This window comes from Streptomyces yangpuensis (assembly GCF_001005295.1).
GTDB classification, from domain to species: domain Bacteria; phylum Actinomycetota; class Actinomycetes; order Streptomycetales; family Streptomycetaceae; genus Streptomyces; species Streptomyces yangpuensis.
Genome location: NZ_LBMK01000001.1, coordinates 862,658 through 881,020, shown reverse-complemented (window position 1 = coordinate 881,020; position 18,363 = coordinate 862,658). Strand labels below are relative to the sequence as shown.

At 73.6% G+C, this 18,363-nt stretch carries 15 protein-coding genes; 9 read left to right on the top strand and 6 right to left on the bottom strand.

From position 1 onward, the window contains the following. Positions 1–40: 40 nt before the first annotated feature. The 3 genes from AAT21_RS03975 to rsmH all read right to left on the bottom strand — a co-directional run bounded on the left by AAT21_RS03975 (position 41) and on the right by rsmH (position 3,798). Complete coding sequence (locus AAT21_RS03975; RefSeq protein WP_107081190.1) at positions 41–2,062, bottom strand: peptidoglycan D,D-transpeptidase FtsI family protein; 2,022 nt, start codon at positions 2,060–2,062, stop codon at positions 41–43. A gap of 261 nt (positions 2,063–2,323) precedes the next feature. Next, positions 2,324–2,872 carry a hypothetical protein gene (locus AAT21_RS03970; protein WP_235438671.1) on the bottom strand — a complete coding sequence of 183 codons (549 nt, stop codon included), beginning with the start codon at positions 2,870–2,872 and terminating at the stop codon, positions 2,324–2,326. Next, positions 2,869–3,798, bottom strand: a complete 930-nt coding sequence (gene rsmH, locus AAT21_RS03965) for a 16S rRNA (cytosine(1402)-N(4))-methyltransferase RsmH (RefSeq protein ID WP_046775249.1) — start codon at positions 3,796–3,798, stop codon at positions 2,869–2,871. The genes AAT21_RS03970 and rsmH overlap by 4 nt, the downstream gene beginning before the upstream one ends. A 361-nt stretch (positions 3,799–4,159) precedes the next feature. Here rsmH and AAT21_RS03960 point away from each other — a divergent pair, with 361 nt between their 5' ends. The 4 genes from AAT21_RS03960 to AAT21_RS03945 all read left to right on the top strand — a co-directional run bounded on the left by AAT21_RS03960 (position 4,160) and on the right by AAT21_RS03945 (position 9,663). Beyond that, on the top strand, positions 4,160–4,741 hold the full coding sequence (locus AAT21_RS03960) for a beta-class carbonic anhydrase (RefSeq protein ID WP_079025412.1): 582 nt from the start codon (positions 4,160–4,162) through the stop codon (positions 4,739–4,741). Positions 4,742–4,877: 136 nt separating this feature from the next. Next, positions 4,878–5,888 carry an AAA family ATPase gene (locus AAT21_RS03955; RefSeq protein WP_037881272.1) on the top strand — a complete coding sequence of 337 codons (1,011 nt, stop codon included), beginning with the start codon at positions 4,878–4,880 and terminating at the stop codon, positions 5,886–5,888. Then, complete coding sequence (locus AAT21_RS03950) at positions 5,888–7,255, top strand: DUF58 domain-containing protein (RefSeq protein WP_046775247.1); 1,368 nt, start codon at positions 5,888–5,890, stop codon at positions 7,253–7,255. Before AAT21_RS03955 ends, AAT21_RS03950 begins: the two co-directional genes overlap by 1 nt. Then, complete coding sequence (locus tag AAT21_RS03945) at positions 7,252–9,663, top strand: transglutaminase TgpA family protein (RefSeq protein WP_046775246.1); 2,412 nt, start codon at positions 7,252–7,254, stop codon at positions 9,661–9,663. Before AAT21_RS03950 ends, AAT21_RS03945 begins: the two co-directional genes overlap by 4 nt. A 472-nt stretch (positions 9,664–10,135) precedes the next feature. Here the strand turns inward: AAT21_RS03945 and AAT21_RS03940 are convergent, their stop codons facing one another. Genes AAT21_RS03940 through AAT21_RS03930 form a run of 3 tightly spaced genes read right to left on the bottom strand, consistent with a single transcriptional unit; the run spans position 10,136 to position 13,912 of the window. Beyond that, positions 10,136–10,768 carry a TetR/AcrR family transcriptional regulator gene (locus AAT21_RS03940; protein WP_046775245.1) on the bottom strand — a complete coding sequence of 211 codons (633 nt, stop codon included), beginning with the start codon at positions 10,766–10,768 and terminating at the stop codon, positions 10,136–10,138. A 29-nt stretch (positions 10,769–10,797) separates the two neighbouring features. Beyond that, positions 10,798–12,891, bottom strand: a complete 2,094-nt coding sequence (locus AAT21_RS03935; protein ID WP_046775244.1) for a YhgE/Pip domain-containing protein — start codon at positions 12,889–12,891, stop codon at positions 10,798–10,800. Further along, entirely contained in the window at positions 12,863–13,912 is a 1,050-nt protein-coding gene (locus tag AAT21_RS03930; RefSeq protein ID WP_046775243.1) for an ATP-binding cassette domain-containing protein, read from the bottom strand. The genes AAT21_RS03935 and AAT21_RS03930 overlap by 29 nt, the downstream gene beginning before the upstream one ends. 172 nt (positions 13,913–14,084) lie before the next feature. On the opposite strand from AAT21_RS03930, the gene AAT21_RS03925 reads away from it, so the two are divergent. The 5 genes from AAT21_RS03925 (at position 14,085) to AAT21_RS03905 (ending at position 18,306) form a co-directional block, all read left to right on the top strand. Beyond that, entirely contained in the window at positions 14,085–14,591 is a 507-nt protein-coding gene (locus AAT21_RS03925) for an SAV_6107 family HEPN domain-containing protein (protein WP_046775242.1), read from the top strand. Between the two features lie 73 nt (positions 14,592–14,664). Further along, a complete protein-coding gene (locus AAT21_RS03920; RefSeq protein WP_046775241.1) occupies positions 14,665–15,423 on the top strand; it encodes a methyltransferase in 759 nt (252 codons plus the stop codon). Positions 15,424–15,715: 292 nt separating this feature from the next. Then, complete coding sequence (locus AAT21_RS03915) at positions 15,716–16,117, top strand: DUF3040 domain-containing protein (protein ID WP_030663992.1); 402 nt, start codon at positions 15,716–15,718, stop codon at positions 16,115–16,117. A 107-nt stretch (positions 16,118–16,224) separates the two neighbouring features. Continuing rightward, complete coding sequence (locus tag AAT21_RS03910; protein WP_046775240.1) at positions 16,225–16,851, top strand: DUF4126 domain-containing protein; 627 nt, start codon at positions 16,225–16,227, stop codon at positions 16,849–16,851. A gap of 36 nt (positions 16,852–16,887) precedes the next feature. Next, a complete protein-coding gene (locus tag AAT21_RS03905; protein ID WP_079025411.1) occupies positions 16,888–18,306 on the top strand; it encodes a phytoene desaturase family protein in 1,419 nt (472 codons plus the stop codon). Positions 18,307–18,363: the final 57 nt, after the last annotated feature.

Below are 18,363 nucleotides of genomic sequence, written 5' to 3'. Positions count from 1 at the left end.
GTGCCTCACGCTTTTCTGGCGGGCGGGCCGTGGCCGAGGGTCACTGGCCGGGCTGCGGACTGGGCTGCGGGGCGGGCTGCTGGGCGGCCTGCGGGCCGGGCTCGTAGGTGACCGGGAGCCCGGCGGGGGCGGTGCCGGTGGGGGCGATCTGGAGGGTCTTGAGGGCGAACTCCATGACCTTCTTGTAGATGGGGCCGCAGATCTGGCCGCCGAAGTAACTGCCCTTCGTGGGGTTCTGGATGGCGCAGTAGACGGTGATGCGCGGTTTGTCCGCCGGGGCGAAGCCGGCGAAGGAGGCGGTGTAGCCCTTGTAGCGGCCGGTGGCCGGATCCACCCGGTTGGAGGTGCCGGTCTTGCCGCCGACCCGGTAGCCGGGGATCTTCGCCTTGGTTCCGGTGCCCTCCTGGTCGTCGACGACGGATTCGAGCATCTCGGCGAGGGTCTTGGCGGTCTCCTGGCTGATCACGCGGTTCTGCTCGGGTGCCGGGGCCGGGGTGAAGCGGCCGTCGGGGCCCTTGGTGCCGCGGACCAGCGTCGGTGTGATGCGGACCCCGCCGTTGGCGATGGTGGAGTACACGGAGGCCGCCTGCATGGCGTTGACGGACAGTCCCTGGCCGAAAGGGATCGTGTACTGCTGGGAGGTGGACCAGTTCCGGGGCTCGGCGAGGATGCCGCGGGACTCGCCCGGGTAGTTCAGGCCGGTGGGCCGGCCGATGCCGAACTCGGTCAGGTAGGAGTGCAGGACCTCATTGGCCTCGGACTGGGTGGGACCGAGCTGGCCGGTGGCCAGGATGGTGCCGATGTTGGAGGACTTGGCGAGGACGCCGTTGAGGGTCAGGTACCAGGTCGGGTGGTCGATGTCGTCCTTGAACAGCCGGTCGCCGCGGTGCAGCCGGTTGGGGACCTCGACGCGGGTGTCGGGGGTCGCCTTCTTCTCCTCCAGCACGGCCGCCATCGAGATCACCTTGGCGGTGGAGCCGGGCTCGTACACGTCCTGGAGGGCGGCGTTGCCCATGGCGGCCGTACTGGCCCGGGTCAGGTCGTTGGGGTCGAAGCCGGGGGCGTTGGCCATGGCCAGCACCTCGCCGGTGCGGGTGTCCTGGACGATGACGTAGCCGCGGTCGGCCTCGGACTTCTGCACCTGTTCGGCGATGGCGCTCTGCGCCGCCCACTGGATGTCCCGGTCGATGGTCAGCTCGATGTCGTCGCCGGGGACGGCGGGCTTCTCGCTGGAGCCGGCGGTGGGCACCTTGCGGCCGCCGGACTGGGCGTAGGTGATCTCCCCGTCCTTGCCGGCCAGCTTCTTGTCGAGGGAGGACTCCAGGCCGCCGGCGCCCTTGCCCTCGGCGTTGACGTAACCCAGTATCCCGGCGGCGAGGTCCCCGCCCGGGTACACGCGCTTGCTGCTGTCCTCCTTGAACACGCCGGCCAGGACGTTGGCGCCGGGGGCGTTGTTCTTCTTGTCGGCGGTCGCCTTCTCCGAGAAGACCCGCTTGAGGTCCTTGATCTGGTTCCAGACCTGCGGGGTCTGGCGCTGGGCGAGGACCACGTACCGGCTGTTCTTGGCCTTGAGCTTCTCCGTGAGCTCCTTGGGGTCCTTGCCGAGGATGGGCGCGAGGAGGGCCGCGGCCTGCTCGGGGGCGTCCGGGGCCTTGCTGTCCTGCGGGGTGAACATCTTCGGGTCGGCGGTGATGTCGTACGCGTCGACGCTGGTGGCGAGGGCCACGCCCTTGCGGTCGGTGATCTCGCCGCGTTCGGCGGCCAGTTTGACGTTGGTGTAGCGGTTCTTGGAGGCCGCGGCGGAGAAGGAGGAGGCGTCGACGGCCTGCACCTGCAGCAGCCGGACGACGAAGGCGAGCATGACGAGGGTCAGTCCGACGCCGACCAGGCGCAGCCGGGGCCGGGGGCTGCCGAGCCGGATCGTGTGCGGTGTGCGGGGGCCCGCGGGGCGTCGGGTCGCCGGGCGGGAGGCCGGGCGGGCTGTGGCGCGGGGCCGGTCGCCGGGCCGCGACGGCCTGGCGGGGCCGGGCACCCGCCGTCGTGGCGGCTCCTGCGGGCTCACCCGGCCACCGTCCGCGGTGCGGCGGTACGGGTTCCCGGGCCGGCGTGGTGGCCGCCGGCCGGTGCCGTGGCAAGGCCGGGCCGCGGGGCCGGGTGGGCCGGTGCCCGGTGGGGACCGGCGTACGGGCCGGGGGCGGCGGGCCCGGGGCACGCGCGGGGAGCACGGGCCCGGGCGGGGCCGCGGGAGGCGGGGGCGCCTCCGCGCGGTGGCCGGGGGCAGGGCGGGGTGGCCTGGGCCCCCGCGGGAATCCGCGTCACGACGTCACCTTCCGGCAGGCTGGTGGGGCTGCGGTGTCGGGCCGGGCGCCGCCGGGGCACCCGGGGGGACGGACTGGTTCGGTACGGCCGGGGCCGGGGACCGGCCCGGTCCGGCCTGTGCGGGCGCCGGGGGCGGGGTCGGGGTCGGTGACGGCGGTGCCTCGGCGACCGAGACGCTGCCGGAGACCTTGCCGTCCGGGCCGATGAAGACGGGGCTGCCGCCCGGGACCAGGCCCAGTTCGCGCGCCCGCCGCTGGAGTGCGCCGGGGGCCGAGTAGGCGTCCACGTCGCGCTGGAGGGCCTGTTCCTCGTCGGTGAGGGCGGTGGTCTCCTTCTTCAGCCGGCTCAGCTGGAAGGAGCCCTCGTTGAGGGCCGAGTTCAGCAGCAGCAGGCTGATCAGGCCGCCGGCCAGCAGCGCCACGACCAGCAGGACGAACGGCATCCGCGCCGCCTGCCCGCCGGGCCGCGGGCCGGCCGGGCGGGCGCCGAGGGCCCGGCCGATGCGGGCCGCCTGCCCGCGGGTCAGCGTGGCGACCTTCCCGGCCGTGGTCACAGTCGCGCCTCCCGGATGCGTTCGACCCCCCGGAACCTCGCCGGGGCGGCCCGCCGGTTCTCGGCGATCTCCTCCTCGGTCGGCAGCTCCGCTCCTCGCGTGAGCAGTTTGAGCTTCGGCTGGTACTTCTCCGGCACCACCGGCAGTCCGGGCGGGGCGGTGGAGGTCGCGCCGGCCGCGAAGACCTGCTTGACCAGCCGGTCCTCCAGCGAGTGGTAGGAGAGCACCGCGATCCGGCCGCCGACCGCGATGCGGTCGACCGCTGCCGGGATGGCCCGCTCCAGGCCGGAGAGCTCGCCGTTGACCTCGATCCGCAGCGCCTGGAAGGTGCGCTTCGCGGGATTGCCCCCGGTCCGCTTGGCGGCCTGGGGCAGTGCGTCGCGGATGAGCTCGACCAGCCGGGCGCTGTTGCTGAAGGGTGCCTTCTCGCGTTCCCGGACGATCGCGGACACGATCCGCTTGGCCTGCTTCTCCTCGCCGTACTGGCGCAGGATCCGGACGAGCTCGCCCGGCGCGTAGGTGTTGAGGACCTCGGCGGCGCTGATGCCGGTCGTCTGGTCCATGCGCATGTCCAGCGGGGCGTCCTGCGCGTAGGCGAAGCCGCGGTCGGCCTCGTCCAGCTGCATGGAGGAGACGCCCAGGTCGAAGAGGATGCCCTGGACGGAGGGGAGTCCCAGGCCGTCGAGGACCTCGGCGAGGTCGGCGTAGATCGCGTGGACGAGGGTGGCCCGGTCGCCGAAGGGGGCGAGCCGTTCGCCGGAGAGCCGCAGGGCCTCCTTGTCGCGGTCGAGGCCGATCAGGCGGGCCTCGGGGAACCGGGTCAGCAGGGCCTCGCTGTGGCCGCCGAGGCCGAGGGTGCAGTCGACGACGACGGCCCCGGGCCTCTCCAGCGCCGGGGCCAACAGGTCCAGGCACCGCTGGAGCATCACCGGGACATGTCGGGACTCGCTAGTCAAAGCGCCCTCTCAGATAACGGCGCGGCAGGCGTACGCACCGCCCGCTCCCCCGGCCGGTGAGCGGAAGAGGGCCGGGCCGTACGTACGCGCCGCGCACGCGGAGTCTTCATCGGTGGCCGGGAGGCCGGTCAGGGCCGGGCTCCGGCCGGTTCGCGTCACTTTAGTGCAACGGTCGCCGCGGTCAACGAACCGGCCCGCGCGCCGTACGCGCCGCTCGGACCGAAGCCGCAAATGGTGCCGGACCACCCGGATGGCGGCCCTCCGCCCACCCCTGTGGGTTAGCTCACAACAAGCCCCGTTGACGTTCTTTGTCCCCCCTCACGCAAGGCCGATGCCGCCCGTGACCACTAACGTCGTACCCATGACGACTTCCGCATCCCTGCCTGCAGACTCCGCATCCGAGGCATCCGCCGGCGGATCCGTCACCGACCGGCTGGTCGAGGCGAATCAGCGCTACGCGGCCAAGTTCACCGACCCCGGCATGGACGCCAGCCCGGTCCTCCATGTGGCCATCGTGGCCTGCATGGACGCCCGGCTCGACCTCCACGCCGCGCTCGGCCTGGAACTCGGCGACTGCCACACCATCCGCAACGCGGGCGGCGTGGTCACCGACGACACCATCCGCTCGCTCACCATCAGCCAGCGGGCCCTCGGCACCCGCACGGTGATACTGATCCACCACACCGGCTGCGGCCTCGAACGTCTGACCGAGGACTTCCGGCACGAGCTGGAGGACGAGGTCGGCCAGCGTCCCGCCTGGGCCGTCGAGGCCTTCCGTGACGTCGACCAGGACGTCCGCCAGTCCATGCAGCGCGTCCGCACCAACCCGTTCCTGCTCCACAAGGACGATGTGCGAGGCTTCGTCTTCGACGTGCACACCGGACTCCTGCGGGAGATCGATCCCAGCTCCTGAGTGACACAAGGCCCAGGCGCCGTCAAGAATGCGGGGAGACACCACCCGGGAACCCCCGCATCCGGTGTCCGTGTTTCGGGGTGGGCCGGTCATGCGCCAAGGGCGTCGGCCCTGGGAGATGGCCGAGGAGAACCAGGTGACGACGTATGACGACCGAGCGAGCCTCGCGGATCTGACCAGCACGGCGGAGCGGGTCCGCCAGTCGGTCGAGAACGTGATCGAGGGCAAGCCCGAGGTCGTCCGCCTCGCGCTGACCGTGCTCCTCGCCGAGGGGCACCTGCTGATCGAGGACGTGCCCGGCGTCGGCAAGACGATGCTGGCCAAGACGCTGGCCAAGTCCATCGACTGCTCGGTGCAGCGCATCCAGTTCACGCCCGACCTGCTGCCCTCCGACATCACCGGTGTCAGCATCTACGACCAGCAGCGCCGCGAGTTCGAGTTCAAGCCGGGCGCGATCTTCGCGCAGATCGTCATCGGCGACGAGATCAACCGCGCCTCGCCGAAGACCCAGTCGGCGCTGCTGGAGTCGATGGAGGAACGCCAGGTCACCATCGACGGCACCACCTACACCCTGCCGAGCCCCTTCATGGTCGTCGCCACCCAGAACCCGGTGGAGATGGAGGGCACCTACCCGCTGCCCGAGGCCCAGCGCGACCGCTTCATGGCCCGCGTCTCCGTCGGCTACCCCAGCCCCGAGGCCGAGCTCCAGATGCTCGACGTGCACGGCGCCGTCAACCCGCTCGACGACCTCCAGTCCGTCGCGCACGCCCACGACATCGTCAAGCTGATAGAGGCCGTGCGCGAGGTCTACGTCGCCGAGCCCGTCCGGCGCTACGTCGTCGACCTGGTCTCCGCCACCCGCAGCCACCCCGACCTGCGGCTCGGCGCCTCGCCCCGGGCCACCCTGCACCTCCTGCGCGCCGTGAAGGCCTCCGCCGCGCTCTCCGGCCGGGACTACGTCCTGCCCGACGACGTGCAGTCCCTGGCCGCACCGGTCCTCGCGCACCGGCTGCTGCCCACCGCGCAGGCCCAGCTGAACCGCCGCACCTCCGAGCAGGTCGTCGGCGAGATCCTCCAGCGCACCCCCGTCCCGGCCGCGCACGGCCGCGGCGAGATGCCGCCCGCCGCCGGCGTCCGGGGCTTCTGATGAGCGCCGGTGCCGCACCCGGCGCCGGCGGCCCGGGAAACGGCGGCGGGCTGCGCGCGTCGCTGTCCGGGCTGACCACCCGCGGCCGTTCGTTCGTGGCCGCCGGGATCGCCGCGGCCGTCTGCGCCTACGTCCTCGGCCAGGGCGCGCTGCTGCGCGTCGGCCTGCTGCTCGCCCTCCTGCCGCTGATCTGCGTCTACGCCCTGCACCGCACCCGCCACCGGGTCTCCGGCAGCCGCCGGCTGTCCCCCGGCCGGGTGCCCGCGGGCGCCGAGGCCCGGGTGCAGCTGCGCATGGACAACGTCTCCCGGCTGCCCACCGGCCTGCTGATGCTCCAGGACCGGGTGCCCTACGTACTGGGCCCGCGTCCCCGCTTCGTCCTGGACCGGGTCGAGCCCGGCGGCCGCCGCGAGGTGTCCTACCGGGTCCGCTCCGACCTGCGCGGCCGCTATCCGCTGGGCCCGCTCCAGCTGCGGCTCACCGACCCCTTCGGGCTGGTCGAGCTGACCCGCTCCTTCAGCGCCTACGACACCCTCACCGTCATTCCGCGCACCGAGCCCCTGCCCCCGGTCCGGCTGACCGGCGAGTCCAACGGCTACGGCGACGGCAGCCGCCGCTCCCTGGCCCTGGCGGGCGACGACGACGTGATCCCGCGCGGCTACCGGCGCGGCGACGACCTGCGCCGCGTGCACTGGCGCTCCACCGCCCGCTACGGCGAGCTGATGGTCCGCCGCGAGGAACAGCCCCAGCGCAGCAGGGCCACCGTCCTGCTCGACACCCGCCGCCTCGCCTTCGACGGCGCCGGACCGGACTCCGCCTTCGAATGGGCCGTCTCCGCGGCCGCCTCCAGCCTCGTGCACGTCCTGGAACAGGGCTTCTCGGCACGGCTGCTCACCGACACCGGGAGCGCGGCACCCGGCGAGGGCGGCGGCGGGTTCTCCGCCGGCGGACACGAGTCCGCGGAGGCCGCCGGGCTGATGATGGACACCCTCGCCGTGGTCGGGCACTCCGACGGCGCCGGGCTCTCCCGGGCCTACGACGCCGTACGCGGCGGCGGCTTCGGCGAGGGCGGCGGCGACGGGCTCCTCATCGCCTTCTTCGGCGACCTGGACGACGTACAGACCGAACTGGCGGCCAGGATGCGCCAGCGCGCCTCCGGCGCCGTGGCCTTCGTCCTGGACACCGGGGCCTGGGGCGGACGGCCCGCGCCCGGGCACGACGTCGTCCCCCTGGAGGAGCGGCTGCGCAGGCTGCGCGACGCGGGCTGGACGGCACTCGCCGCCGCCCCCGGGGTCGCCTTCGGAGAACTGTGGCGCCAGGCCGGGACCGCGCGCGTCGGTACGGGAACGAGCGGAGGCCTGGCATGAGCGGACGGGCGAAACTGACGGTGTTCGCGGCGCTGGCGACGCTGCTCACCTCCTGGTCGCTGAGCCCGCTGGTGGAGTCGCAGGCCTGGCTGCTCCAGGCCGCGCTGCTGCTCACCGTGCAGAGCGCGGTGGGCGCGGGGGCCCGGCGGGTGCCGCTGGCGCGGTCGCTGACCGTGGCCGCGCAGCTGCTGGTGTCGTTGCTGCTGCTCGCGCTGTTCTTCGCCGGGAAAGTGGAGTCCACCGGCAGCGGGCCGCTGGCCTACCTGGTGACGGACTTCGGCTCGCTGTTCGCCCAGGGCCTCCACGACGTGGGCGAGTTCGCGATACCGGCCCCGCTCACGGACGGCATCCAGCTGCTGCTGGTGTCCGGGGTGCTGGTGATCGGCCTGCTGGTGGACCTGCTGGCGGTGACCGCGCGTACGGCCGCGGCGGCCGGTCTGCCGCTGCTCGCGCTGTACTCGGTCGCCGCGGGCCTGTCGGGCGGCGGGGACGCCTCCTGGTTCTCCTTCCTCCTGGCGGGCTGCGGCTACCTGATGCTGCTGCTGTCCGAGGGCCGCGACCGGCTCGCCCAGTGGGGGCGGGTCTTCGGCGCCGCCCCGGGCGGACGCGCGCCGGCCGACTCCGGCATCAGCAGCGGCGGCGTCCGGGCGACGGCCCCGGTGCGGTTCGGCCGGCGGATCGGCGCCCTGGCCCTGGGCATGGCGCTGGTGGTGCCGGCGGCGCTGCCCGCCCTCGACGACGGTCTGCTGGGCGGCCCGAAGGAGGGCGAGGGCAGCGGCGGTTCCGGCGGCACGATCTCGGCCGTCAACCCGCTGGTCTCCCTGCAGAGCAACCTGAACGCGCAGGACAACCGCGTGGTGCTCAGGTACCGCACGGACAACCCGCAGCAGAGCGACCAGTACCTGCGCATCGTGGCCCTGGACGAGTTCAACGGCGTCAAGTGGGAGGCGTCCGGGCGCGCGCTGACCGACGTACCGCAGCAGATGCCGGTCCCGCCCGGTCTCGGTGACCAGGTCCGCCTCGGCGCGACCGAGGTGACCACGAACATCACGGCCTCCGAGGGCTACACCCAGCGCTACCTCCCCATGCCGTATCCGGCGACCGCGGTGGAGATCCCCGGCAAGTGGCGGTTCGAGCCCGTCGGCCGGACCCTGGTCGGGGACCAGCTGGCCCGCGACAGGTTCCAGACCGTGCAGGGCGCCGAGTACAAGGTGCGCAGCCTGCTGCTGAAGCCCACCGCCCAGCAGCTCCAGAAGGCCCCGGCGCCGGACCCGGCGGTCCGCGAGGAGTACACGAGGGTCCCGGACAACCTGCCGCAGGTGGTCGGCGACACGGCCCGTCAGGTCACGCAGGGCGCGAAGGACGACTACTCGCGCGCGGTGAAGCTGCAGGACTTCTTCGCCGTGAGCGGCGGATTCCGCTACGACACGCAGACCACCTCCGGGACGGGGCCGCAGGCCGTCGCCCGCTTCCTCGCGGACAAGGAGGGCTTCTGCATCCACTTCGCCTTCTCGATGGCGGCGATGTCCCGCACCCTGGGCATCCCGGCGCGCGTCGCGGTGGGCTTCACCCCGGGCGAGAGGCAGCCGGACGGCATCGTGAACGTGTCGATGCGGGACGCGCACGCCTGGCCCGAGCTGTACTTCCAGGGCGTGGGCTGGACCCGGTTCGAGCCGACGCCCCGGTCGGGCCTCAACGTGCCGGACTACTCCCGGCCGCCGGCCCCCGCGGCCCAGCCGTCCGCGCCGGCGCCGCTGCCCTCGCAGGGTGCGGTGCAGCCGGCTCCGGCTCCCTCGGCGTCCGCCGAGTGCCCGCCGGCACTCAAGCGGCTCGGCGAGTGCGGGCCGGCCGCCCCGCAGCAGAACGCGGCGGCCGGCGCCGGGCCGTCGGTGACGGCGGTCCTCGGCTGGGCGGCGCTGGTGCTCGCGGTGGTGGGCCTGCCGCTGCTCCCGCTGCTGTGGCGCAACCGGCTGCGGGCCCGCCGTCTGGCGTCCGGCGAGGTCCTGGCGGCCTGGCGGGAGCTGGGCGACGCGGCCTGGGACGTGGGCGTCACCCCGGACGAGGCGCTGTCCCCGCGCCGGGCGGCGAGCCGGGTCGTGGAGCTGGGCCCGCTGGAGCCGGACGCCGCCGCGGCGGTGCACCGGGTGGCGGGTGCGGTGGAGCGGGCCCTGTACGCGCCGCCGGGCGCGGAGGTCTCGTACGCGGGCCTGGCGGACGACGTACGGCAGGCCCGGGCGGGCCTGCTGGCCTCGGCGGGACGCCTGCCCCGGCTGCGCGCCCTGCTGCTGCCGCGGTCGGCGGCCCGTATCGCCTGGGCGCTCTCGGCCCGCCGCTCGGCCCTGACCTCCGCGGTCTCGACCCGCCTGACAGCTCTCCGCCTCCGCCTCCCCCTCCGAGGTCGCGGCTAGCAACCGGCCCGGCAGCACTGTCCAGCCCCGCCGGCGTCTCAGGCGCGGGGCCCGGGGCGGAGCCCCGCTCCTTCAGCCCCGCCGGCGATTGAGGCGCGGGGGTCCGGGGGCAGCGCCCCCGCAACGGCGCCGCACCCGGCACCGGCAATCCGCAGAACCCGCGGACGCGAGAACGCGGCGAGGCCCGATCCCCCCGGGCCCCACCGCGTTCTCGCTTCTGCTACCGGGTCCCCCGTACCTTCTCCCGGTTCCGGAAGGAGGTACCCGGTCCGCTCCGCAGCCCCGTGTCGGCGGTGCGGACCAGGCCCCCTGTCCGTTGCTCCCAGTCTGACGTCCTCGCAGGTGGGAGCCCATCCGCGTGCGTACTCATTTCCGCGCCTAGGTACGGATACTCAGCGGCCGCGGCGGGCCCCACCAGTTGTACGGGCTGTCGCGCCCGCGCGGCACCGCCGAGTGGGGGGTGACGCGCGGTTCAGCGGTTGCCGCTGACCCGGCCGCGCAACAGCAGCGACAGCGCCGAGTGCACGTCGTCGAGGGACCGCTCCCGCTGGAAGGACTGCCAGTCCAGGGCCGCCACGAGCACCATCCCGACCATCGCGGCCGCCGTGAGCTGTACGTCGATCTCGGGGCTGAGCTCCCCGCGTTCGACGCCCTCGCGCAGCACCTTCTCCACGACGGCCACCGCCTCCTGGCGGACCACCATCAGCGTGGACTGCCAGGTGCGGTTGGTCCGCCACAGCTCGGCGACGTAGAGCTGGGTGAAGGCCGGGTAGCGGTCGATGAAGACCAGGCCCGCCCGGATCATCGCGTCGAGCGCCTCGACCCGGCTGCCGCCGCGTGCCTCGGTCTCCTCCGCCGCCGCCCGCAGCGACGCGGTCAGCAGCCCGACGCCGTGCCGCAGCAGCTCCTCGAAGAGCTCGTTCTTGCTCGCGAAGTTGTAGTAGACGGTGCCCTTCGCCACGCCCGCCCGCTCGGCGATCTCATCGACCGTGGTCGCGGAGAAGCCCTTCTCCGCGATGAGGGTGACGGCCGCTTCGTAGAGCTTCTGCCGGGTGGCCGCACGACGGCCCCCGCCGGTACCCGTACCGGTGCTGCTGCTGTCCATGGCGCTGATTGTCACAGGTCAACACATCCCTACAGGCTCAGTTCGGGGTGCAGCCGGTCCATCGTCCACACCTGCTTGCCGCGGGCGGCGAGCGCGGTCAGGGCGAGGGCGCCGACGGTGAAGGCCACCAGGACCAGGCTGCCCTGCCAGACCGGGGTGAGGTCGCCGCCGGTGATCAGGCGGCGCAGGCTCTCCACGACGTAGGACATCGGCAGGTACGGGGGGACGGCGTTGAAGAAGTCCGGGCTGGTCTGGACGGGGTACGTGCCGCCGGCCGAGGTCAGCTGGAGCATCAGGACGGCGAGGACGAGGATCCGCCCGGCCGCGCCGAACTTGGCGTTGAGCCACTGGATGATCGCCGCGAAGCAGCCGGTGACCAGCAGCAGGAAGCCGATGGTGAGGGCCGGGTTGGCCATCTTGAGGCCGAGGTCCGGGGCCCAGTGCAGGACGGACATCAGCAGGGTGACCTGGGCGGCGCCGATGCCCATCACGGGCAGCCAGCCGGCGAGGGCGATCCGCCAGGGCGAGGCGCCCGCGGACAGGGCCCGCTTGTTCATCGGGGCGATCAGCATGTAGGCGACCATCGCGCCGACCCAGAGGGACAGCGGGATGAAGTAGGGCGCGAAGCCGGTGCCGTAGTTGGGCGCCTTGTGCAGGGACTGGTTGGCGAGCTTGATCGGGTCGGCCATGACCTCGGTGCGGGCGTCCCGCTGCTGCTGGTCGTAGTCGGGGATCTTGCCCACGCCCTCGTGCAGGCCGCCGGCGAGTTCGCCGGTGCCGTCGACGAGCTTGTACATGCCGCCGTCGAGGCGGTGGGCGCCGTCGCCGAGCTTGCCGACGCCGTCGCTGAGGGCGCCGGAGCCGGTGGTGGCGGTGCCGAGGCCGGTGTGCAGCTGGGACATGCCGGTGGCGACCTTGTGGGCGCCGGTGTTGAGGGCGTTGACCTTGGCGACGGCCGCGTCGAGGTCGCTCGCGAGGTGGGGGGCCTTGTCGGCGAGCTCGCGGGCCTTGCTCTCCAGGTCGGTCAGCTGGCTGCGGAGCCTGGCCACGTCCCCGCCGGCGTTCTTGGCCAGGGTGCTGACGTCACCGCTGAGCAGGGCGGCCTCGGCCGCGTCGTCCCGGACCTTCTTCAGGTCGGGGCAGGAGGCGAGGTGCGGTTCGCCGCCGGGGGTGACGCAGTGCTTGGTGTAGTAGGCGTCGGCGCCGGTGGAGGCCCGCTTGGCGACGGCCGCGGCGGCCGGCGCCTTCTCCACGAACTTGTCCAGGTGGTTGTTGACGACCTTCGCGCTGTCGGCGACCAGTACGGCGGTGGCGGCCAGGCTCTTGGGGTCCTTGACGAAGGGGCGGGCCTTGTCGGCGGCGCCGTTGACCTTGTCGGCGAGGACCTGGGTGCCGTTCGCGATGTCCCGGGTGCCGGTCTCCAGCTTGCCGGCGGCCGAGTTGAGCTTCTTCAGGCCGCTGTTGAGTTCGCCGCTCTTCTCCCCGGCGGTGTCGAGGCCGTCGGCGAGCTCCTTGGCGCCCTCCTGGGCCTTGCCGGCGCCGTCCTTAAGCTTGTCGGCGCCGTCGGCGGCCTCCGCGGTCTTGTCGTGCAGGTCGGAGAAGCTGACGAAGATCTTGTCAAGGAAGCCGCGGGAGGCGTTGGCGGACGCCGCCGAGCGGACCTCGGAGAAGACGGTGCGCGAGATCGAGCCGACGACGTAGTTGTTGGCGTCGTTGGTGCGGACCTGCAGGGCGCTGGTCGCGGGGTCCTCGCCCGAGCTGGAGGCGATCTTCTCGCTGAAGTCGGCCGGCATGGTCAGGGTCAGGTAGTACGTACCGTCCTCCAGACCCTTGGCCGCCTTCTCCGGGCTCACCTCCCGCCAGTCGAAGGTCTTGCTGTCGCGGAGCTTCTTGGTGATCTCACCGCCCGCGTCCAGGTGCTTGCCGTCGACGGTCGCACCCCGGTCGGAGTTGACGAGGGCGACGGGCACCTTGTCGAGGCGGCTGTACGGGTCCCAGAAGGACCAGAGGTACAGGGCTCCGTAGAGCAGTGGCAGCAGGAGCAGTGCGACGAGGGCGGCCCGGGGCAGCTTCCCCCGCCCGAACCGCTTCAGCTCAAGCGCGGCCAGCTTCGGCGAGCGCATCGTCCGCCCCCTTCGTGTCGTCGTTGTCGGTGTCTTCGGTGGTGCCGGCGCAGGCCTCGCCGGCGGCGTCGGCGTCCGCGTCCCGCTCCGTCCCGGACGCCTTCCTCAGGTCCGGCTTCGGGGCCGGCTTCGGGGCTGCCTTCGAGGCCGGCTTCGCCTCGGCCTTCGGGGCCGGCTTCGGCGCCGGCTTGGGGTCCTCCGCGGCTCCGGGGGCCTCGGCCTCGGTCCCCTTCTCGGCCTTGTCCTTCGCCCGGCCGCCCCACGTGACCTTCGGGGTGGCGGCAGCGGGGGCGGACGGTCCGGCCTCCGGTGCGCCGCCGTCCTCCTGCGGGCCGGTCCGCAGGACCACGGCGTCGGCGGGCGCCTCACTGCACACCGCCACGACGGTGGTCCCCCGGGCCGCGATCGACCGCAGCAGGGTCCAGACCTCGGTGCGTTCGGTGTCCGAGAGCTTCATGTCGAGGTCGTCGAGGGCGAGCAGCCGCGGGGAGCCGAGCAGGGCGATGGCGACGGAGAGCCGGACGGCCTCCAGGCGCTCCAGGTCCCGGACGGTGGTGCGTTCGCCCTTGGGCAGCGTGGCGAGGTCCAGCCCGGCGGTGTCCAGGGCTGCCGCGATCCGGGCGACTGCTGCGGCCCGGCGCTCGGCCCGGGGCCGCAGCAGGGAGCGGATCGGGGCGTCGTAGTGGCGGTGGAGCAGAGCGCCCTCGCGCAGCTGTTCGGCGACGGTGAGGGACTGGTCGAGGTCGTTGACCCCGGGGACCGGGCCGAGGGCGGCGATCCGGCGGACCGCGGCCATCTTCTTCGGCAGCCGGTGCCGGCCGATCTCGGCGTGGCCCTCGGTGGGCTTCATACGTCCGGTGAGGGCCAGGAGCAGGCAGGTCCGGCCGCTGCCGGAGGGGCCTTCGACCGCGATGAGCGAGCCGGGCGCCGCGTCGAGACCGACCCCCCGGAAGGCCCAGCCTCGCGGGCCCTTGAGTCCGAAGTTCTCGGCCTTGACGGCCGCGCCGTGCGGGCTGTCCACGCCGTCCCCCTTCTTTTTGAACTGACCGGTCAGTTCAAAAACTACCACCTCATTCCGCACCAGGCGTGCAGGAGGGGGCAGTTGCTATGCATATGACGGCAAAAACGCAGGTCGGGGCGATTGTCAGTGGGGCCCGTCACGATGGAGGCAACGCAACGACAGGAGGTTCGTCATGGCCACACCGTCCCCGTCCCCTGTCCACCCCGTCCTGCGGAAGTCGGCGGCCCCACCGGCCGCCCTCGACCTTCTCGACAAGGCCCGCAGCGGCCTGGCCGAGGCCGCCCGGCTGACCCGGCCCAACGAGCGTTACGCCACGGCCCACCTCTCGGCGCTGCGCACCGCCGCGGCCGTGCTCGCCGCGCACGCACGGCCCGAGCCGGTGAGCCCCCGGCGGCGGCCCCGGATCCGCAGCGCGTGGGAGGTGCTGCCGGAGCTGGCACCGGAGCTGGCGGAGTGGAGCGCGCTCTTCGCCTCCGGCGCCGCCCGCCGGGCCCGGGCCGAGGCGGGGATAGCGGACGCGGCCAGCGCCCGGGACGCGGACGACCTGCTGCGCGCCGCCTCGATGTTCCTGCGCCTGGTGGAGCGGATGCTCGCCGTACGGACGCCCGCCCAGGCCCCGCCCCGGAGTCCGGGAGAGACCCTGCCGCAGCCACGGCCGGAGCGTCCGGACGCGGGATGACCTGCCCGGCTGCGGAAGGCAATAGGGTGGGGCACAGACCGCTCACCCTTACCGCGCCGAGGAGCCATCAGCCGTGTCGGACACTTCCCGCCCCCGTGCCTCCCTCCGCACCGCCGTGGTGTGGGAGGTCCTCAAGGAGGCGCTCGACCGTCGGGTGAAGGCGACCGGGCGGGACGTGCTGGACGTGCTGGACACCGGCGGCGGCACCGGCAAGTTCGCCGTGCCGGTGGCCCACCTGGGCCACCGGGTCACCGTGGTCGACCCCAGCCCGAACGCACTGTTCGGGCTGGAGCGCCGGGTGTCCGAGGCCGGTGTCGCCGACCTGGTCCGCGGCGTCCAGGGCGACGCCCAGGGCCTGTTGGACGTGGTGGAGCGGGGCGCCTACGACGTGGTGCTCTGCCACGGCGTCCTGGAGTACGTGGACGACCCGGCCGAGGGCGTGGCCAACGCGGTGGCGGCCCTGCGCCCCGGCGGCACGCTCAGCCTGCTGGCCGCCGGCCTCGGCGGGGCCGTGCTCGCCCGGGCGCTCGCCGGGCACTTCACGGAGGCCCGCAACGCCCTCACCGACCCGGCCGGCCGCTGGGGCTCCGGCGACCCGGTGCCCCGCCGCTTCACCGCCGAGCAGCTGTCCGAGCTGGTCGCCGGGGCCGGCCTGTCGGTCGGCGCGGTGCACGGCGTGCGGATCTTCGCCGACCTCGTCCCGGGCGTCCTGGTGGACACCGAGCCGGGCGCGGTGGAGGCGCTGCTGCGTCTGGAGGAGGCCGCAGCGGAGCTGCCGTCCTTCCACGCGGTGGCCACGCAGCTGCACGTCCTGGGCGAGAAGCAGGCCTGAACTGCGCTCTTCCGCGCACCGAGTCTGCCGCTCACCCTCCGCTCGGCCGGTCCGCCCCGTATGATCGGAAGCAGTGACCGGCATGGTGAACGGGCCATTGGGGAATAACGGCCTCAGTGACCGCTCCCGCGGCGGTACGGTTTTGGCAGTGGCTTCACCGGCTCTGTCTTTCTGTGCTTTGTCATTTTGGAACGTGTGCGTTGAGGGCGGGTGTCACGGGGGCGATTCCCCGCCTATCCTGAAGGGGACCCCTGGTCGCTACCCCCGCGACCGACGGATGAGGAGGACTCCCGTGCCGCTCTCGGAGCACGAGCAGCGAATGCTCGAGCAGATGGAGCGAGCGCTGTACGCCGAAGACCCCAAGTTCGCGACAGCGCTTGAGGGCAGCGGACTGCGTACGTACACCCGGCGACGGGTCTACCAGGCAGTCGCAGGCATTGTTGTGGGTATCGCGCTCCTCATGACCGGTGTGATCATTCCGAACGTGCTCTGGATCAGTGTGGTGGGCTTCCTCGTCATGCTGGGATGTACGGTCCTGGTGGTCACCGGTTGGCGCAAGGCACCCAAGCCAGGCGAACAGCCCGTCTCCGGAAGTACCGGCGGTTCGGCCCGCGGCCACAACCGGCAGCGTCGGTCGATGATGAACCGCATCGAGGACCGGTGGCAGCGCCGCCGTGACGAGCAGGGGCAGTAGCCCCCGGACCGCGTGAGTGAGGGGACGGCCGCTGCCGTGCGGCCGTCCCCTCACTGTTCTGCGCCGCCCTGCGGTTCGCCGGTACACCCGTACGGCATGATGATCCGATGAGTGTGCTCCCCCTGGTCTTCACCAGCGGCTGGGCCAGCGGGATCAACGCCTACGCCGTGGTCCTCCTGCTCGGCATCTTCGGCCGTACCGGCCTGACCGACGAGGTCCCCGCGGCCCTCCAGCGCACGGACGTGCTGATCGCCGCCGCCGTGCTCTTCCTCTGCGAGGCGGTCGCCGACAAGATCCCGTACGTCGACTCGATATGGGACGGCGTCCACACCGTGGTCCGCCCGCTCACGGGTGCGGTGATCGGCGCGTTGCTGGCCGGGCAGAGCGGCTCGCTCTCCGACATCACCGCCGGGGCGATCGGCGGCTCCACGGCGCTGGCCAGCCATTTCGTGAAGGCCGGCACCCGGATGGCGATCAACACCTCGCCCGAGCCGTTCACCAACGTGGCGATGAGCATCGCCGAGGACCTCGGCGTGGCGGGCCTCGTCACCCTCGCGATCTTCTACCCCGTCCCCGCCGCGATCATCGCGGGCTCCCTGCTGGTCGTCGGGCTGGCCATAGTCGTCTTCCTCTGGAGCCGGATCCGCCGCTTCCTGCGCCGGCGCGCCCAGCGCCGCGAGGAGAAGCGGCTGGCCGCCGAGGCCCGCGCGGTCACCGGGGCCCCACCCCACTGACCGCGGGCGCCCGGACGGGGCCATAGGCTCGGCCGCATGGCACGAATTGCGGTGATCGGCGCCGGCATGGGCGCGATGGCGACGGCGGCCCGGCTGGCCGTGGCGGGGCACCGGGTGACGGTGTACGAGCGGGGCGCCACCTACGGCGGGGCCGTCGGGTGGTACGAGCGCGACGGCTTCGCCTTCGACACCGGTCCCGGGCTGCTGCACCTGCCCGCCGTCTACCGGGACCTGTTCGTCAAGACCGGCAGGCGGCCGCTGGAGGACTGCGTCGACATGGCGCAGGCCGACCCCGCCGTCCGGCACGTTCTGCCCGGCCACGGCATCGACGTCACCCTCCCCGGTGCCTCGCACGGCGGTGTCGCCGCCGCCTTCGACGCCGCTTTCGGCCAGGGCGCCGGCGAGCGCTGGAACGGTGTGCTGGGCCGGGCCCGCGACGCCTGGGACGCCACCCGCCGCCCGCTGCTGGAGGAGCCCCTGCCAGGCGGCGCCCGGCGGGCGCTGGGCGGCGACCCGTACCCGGCCCTGCGGCGCAGCGGCCTGCTCCGCCGCCGTACGCCGACCCTCGCCGAGGTGGCCGGCCGGGAGCTGGGCGGCCCGCTCGCGGAGGTGCTGACCGGCGTGGTCCGCGGCTACGGGCTCGACCCCGCCACCGCACCCGGTTCGGCGGCCGTGCTCCCGTACATGGAGCAGACCTTCGGCAGCTGGTACGTGCGCGGCGGGATGCGGGCGCTGGCCACCGCCGTGTACGAGCGCTGCCTGGAGCGGAAGGTCGCCTTCGTCTTCGGTGCGGAGGTGCGGGAGGTGCTCGTGCGGGACGGCCGGGCGGCCGGGCTGCTGCTGGCCGACGGCACCGAGGCGGCGGCCGACTCCGTCGTCTGCGGGATCGACCCGCGGCGGCTGCCGGCCGGCTCGCCGCCGTGGCCCGCCGAGGCGGTCCCGGCCCGCGGCGACGGCGTGCCCGGCCGGATCACGCTGCTGCTCGCGCTGCGCGGCGCGCGCCCCGCGGGGACCGTCCACCGCACCCTGGTGCACGCCGCCGGAACCCAGGTCACCGTGATGCGGCCGGACGATCCCGCCACCCGGCCCGACGCGGAGCACGAGGCGGTCACCGTGAGCGCCGTGGACGGCGCGGGGACCTCGGAGCCCGGAGAGCTGCTGAACCTCGCGGAGAAGGCCGTACAGGGGCTGCGGGAGCGGCTGTTGTGGCAGGAGGTGCGCACCCCGGCCGATGTGGAGGCCGCGACCGGTGCGCTCGGCGGCGCGGTGCCCCCGCCCGCCCTCGCGGGCGCGGGGGGCCGGCTGCTGTACCCGGCCAACTCCACGGCCCTGCCCGGGCTGTACCTGGCGGGCGGCTGGGCCCACCCCGGCGGCGGGCTCGCGCACGCCGGGATGACCGGGGCCCTGGTGGCCGGGCTGATCGTGGAGGGCGCGGACTTCCGCGGCTCCCAGTGACCGGGCCGCGTCCCCGGCCCCGGCCGGAGCCGCCCGTGGCCGCAGGACCGCCCGTGG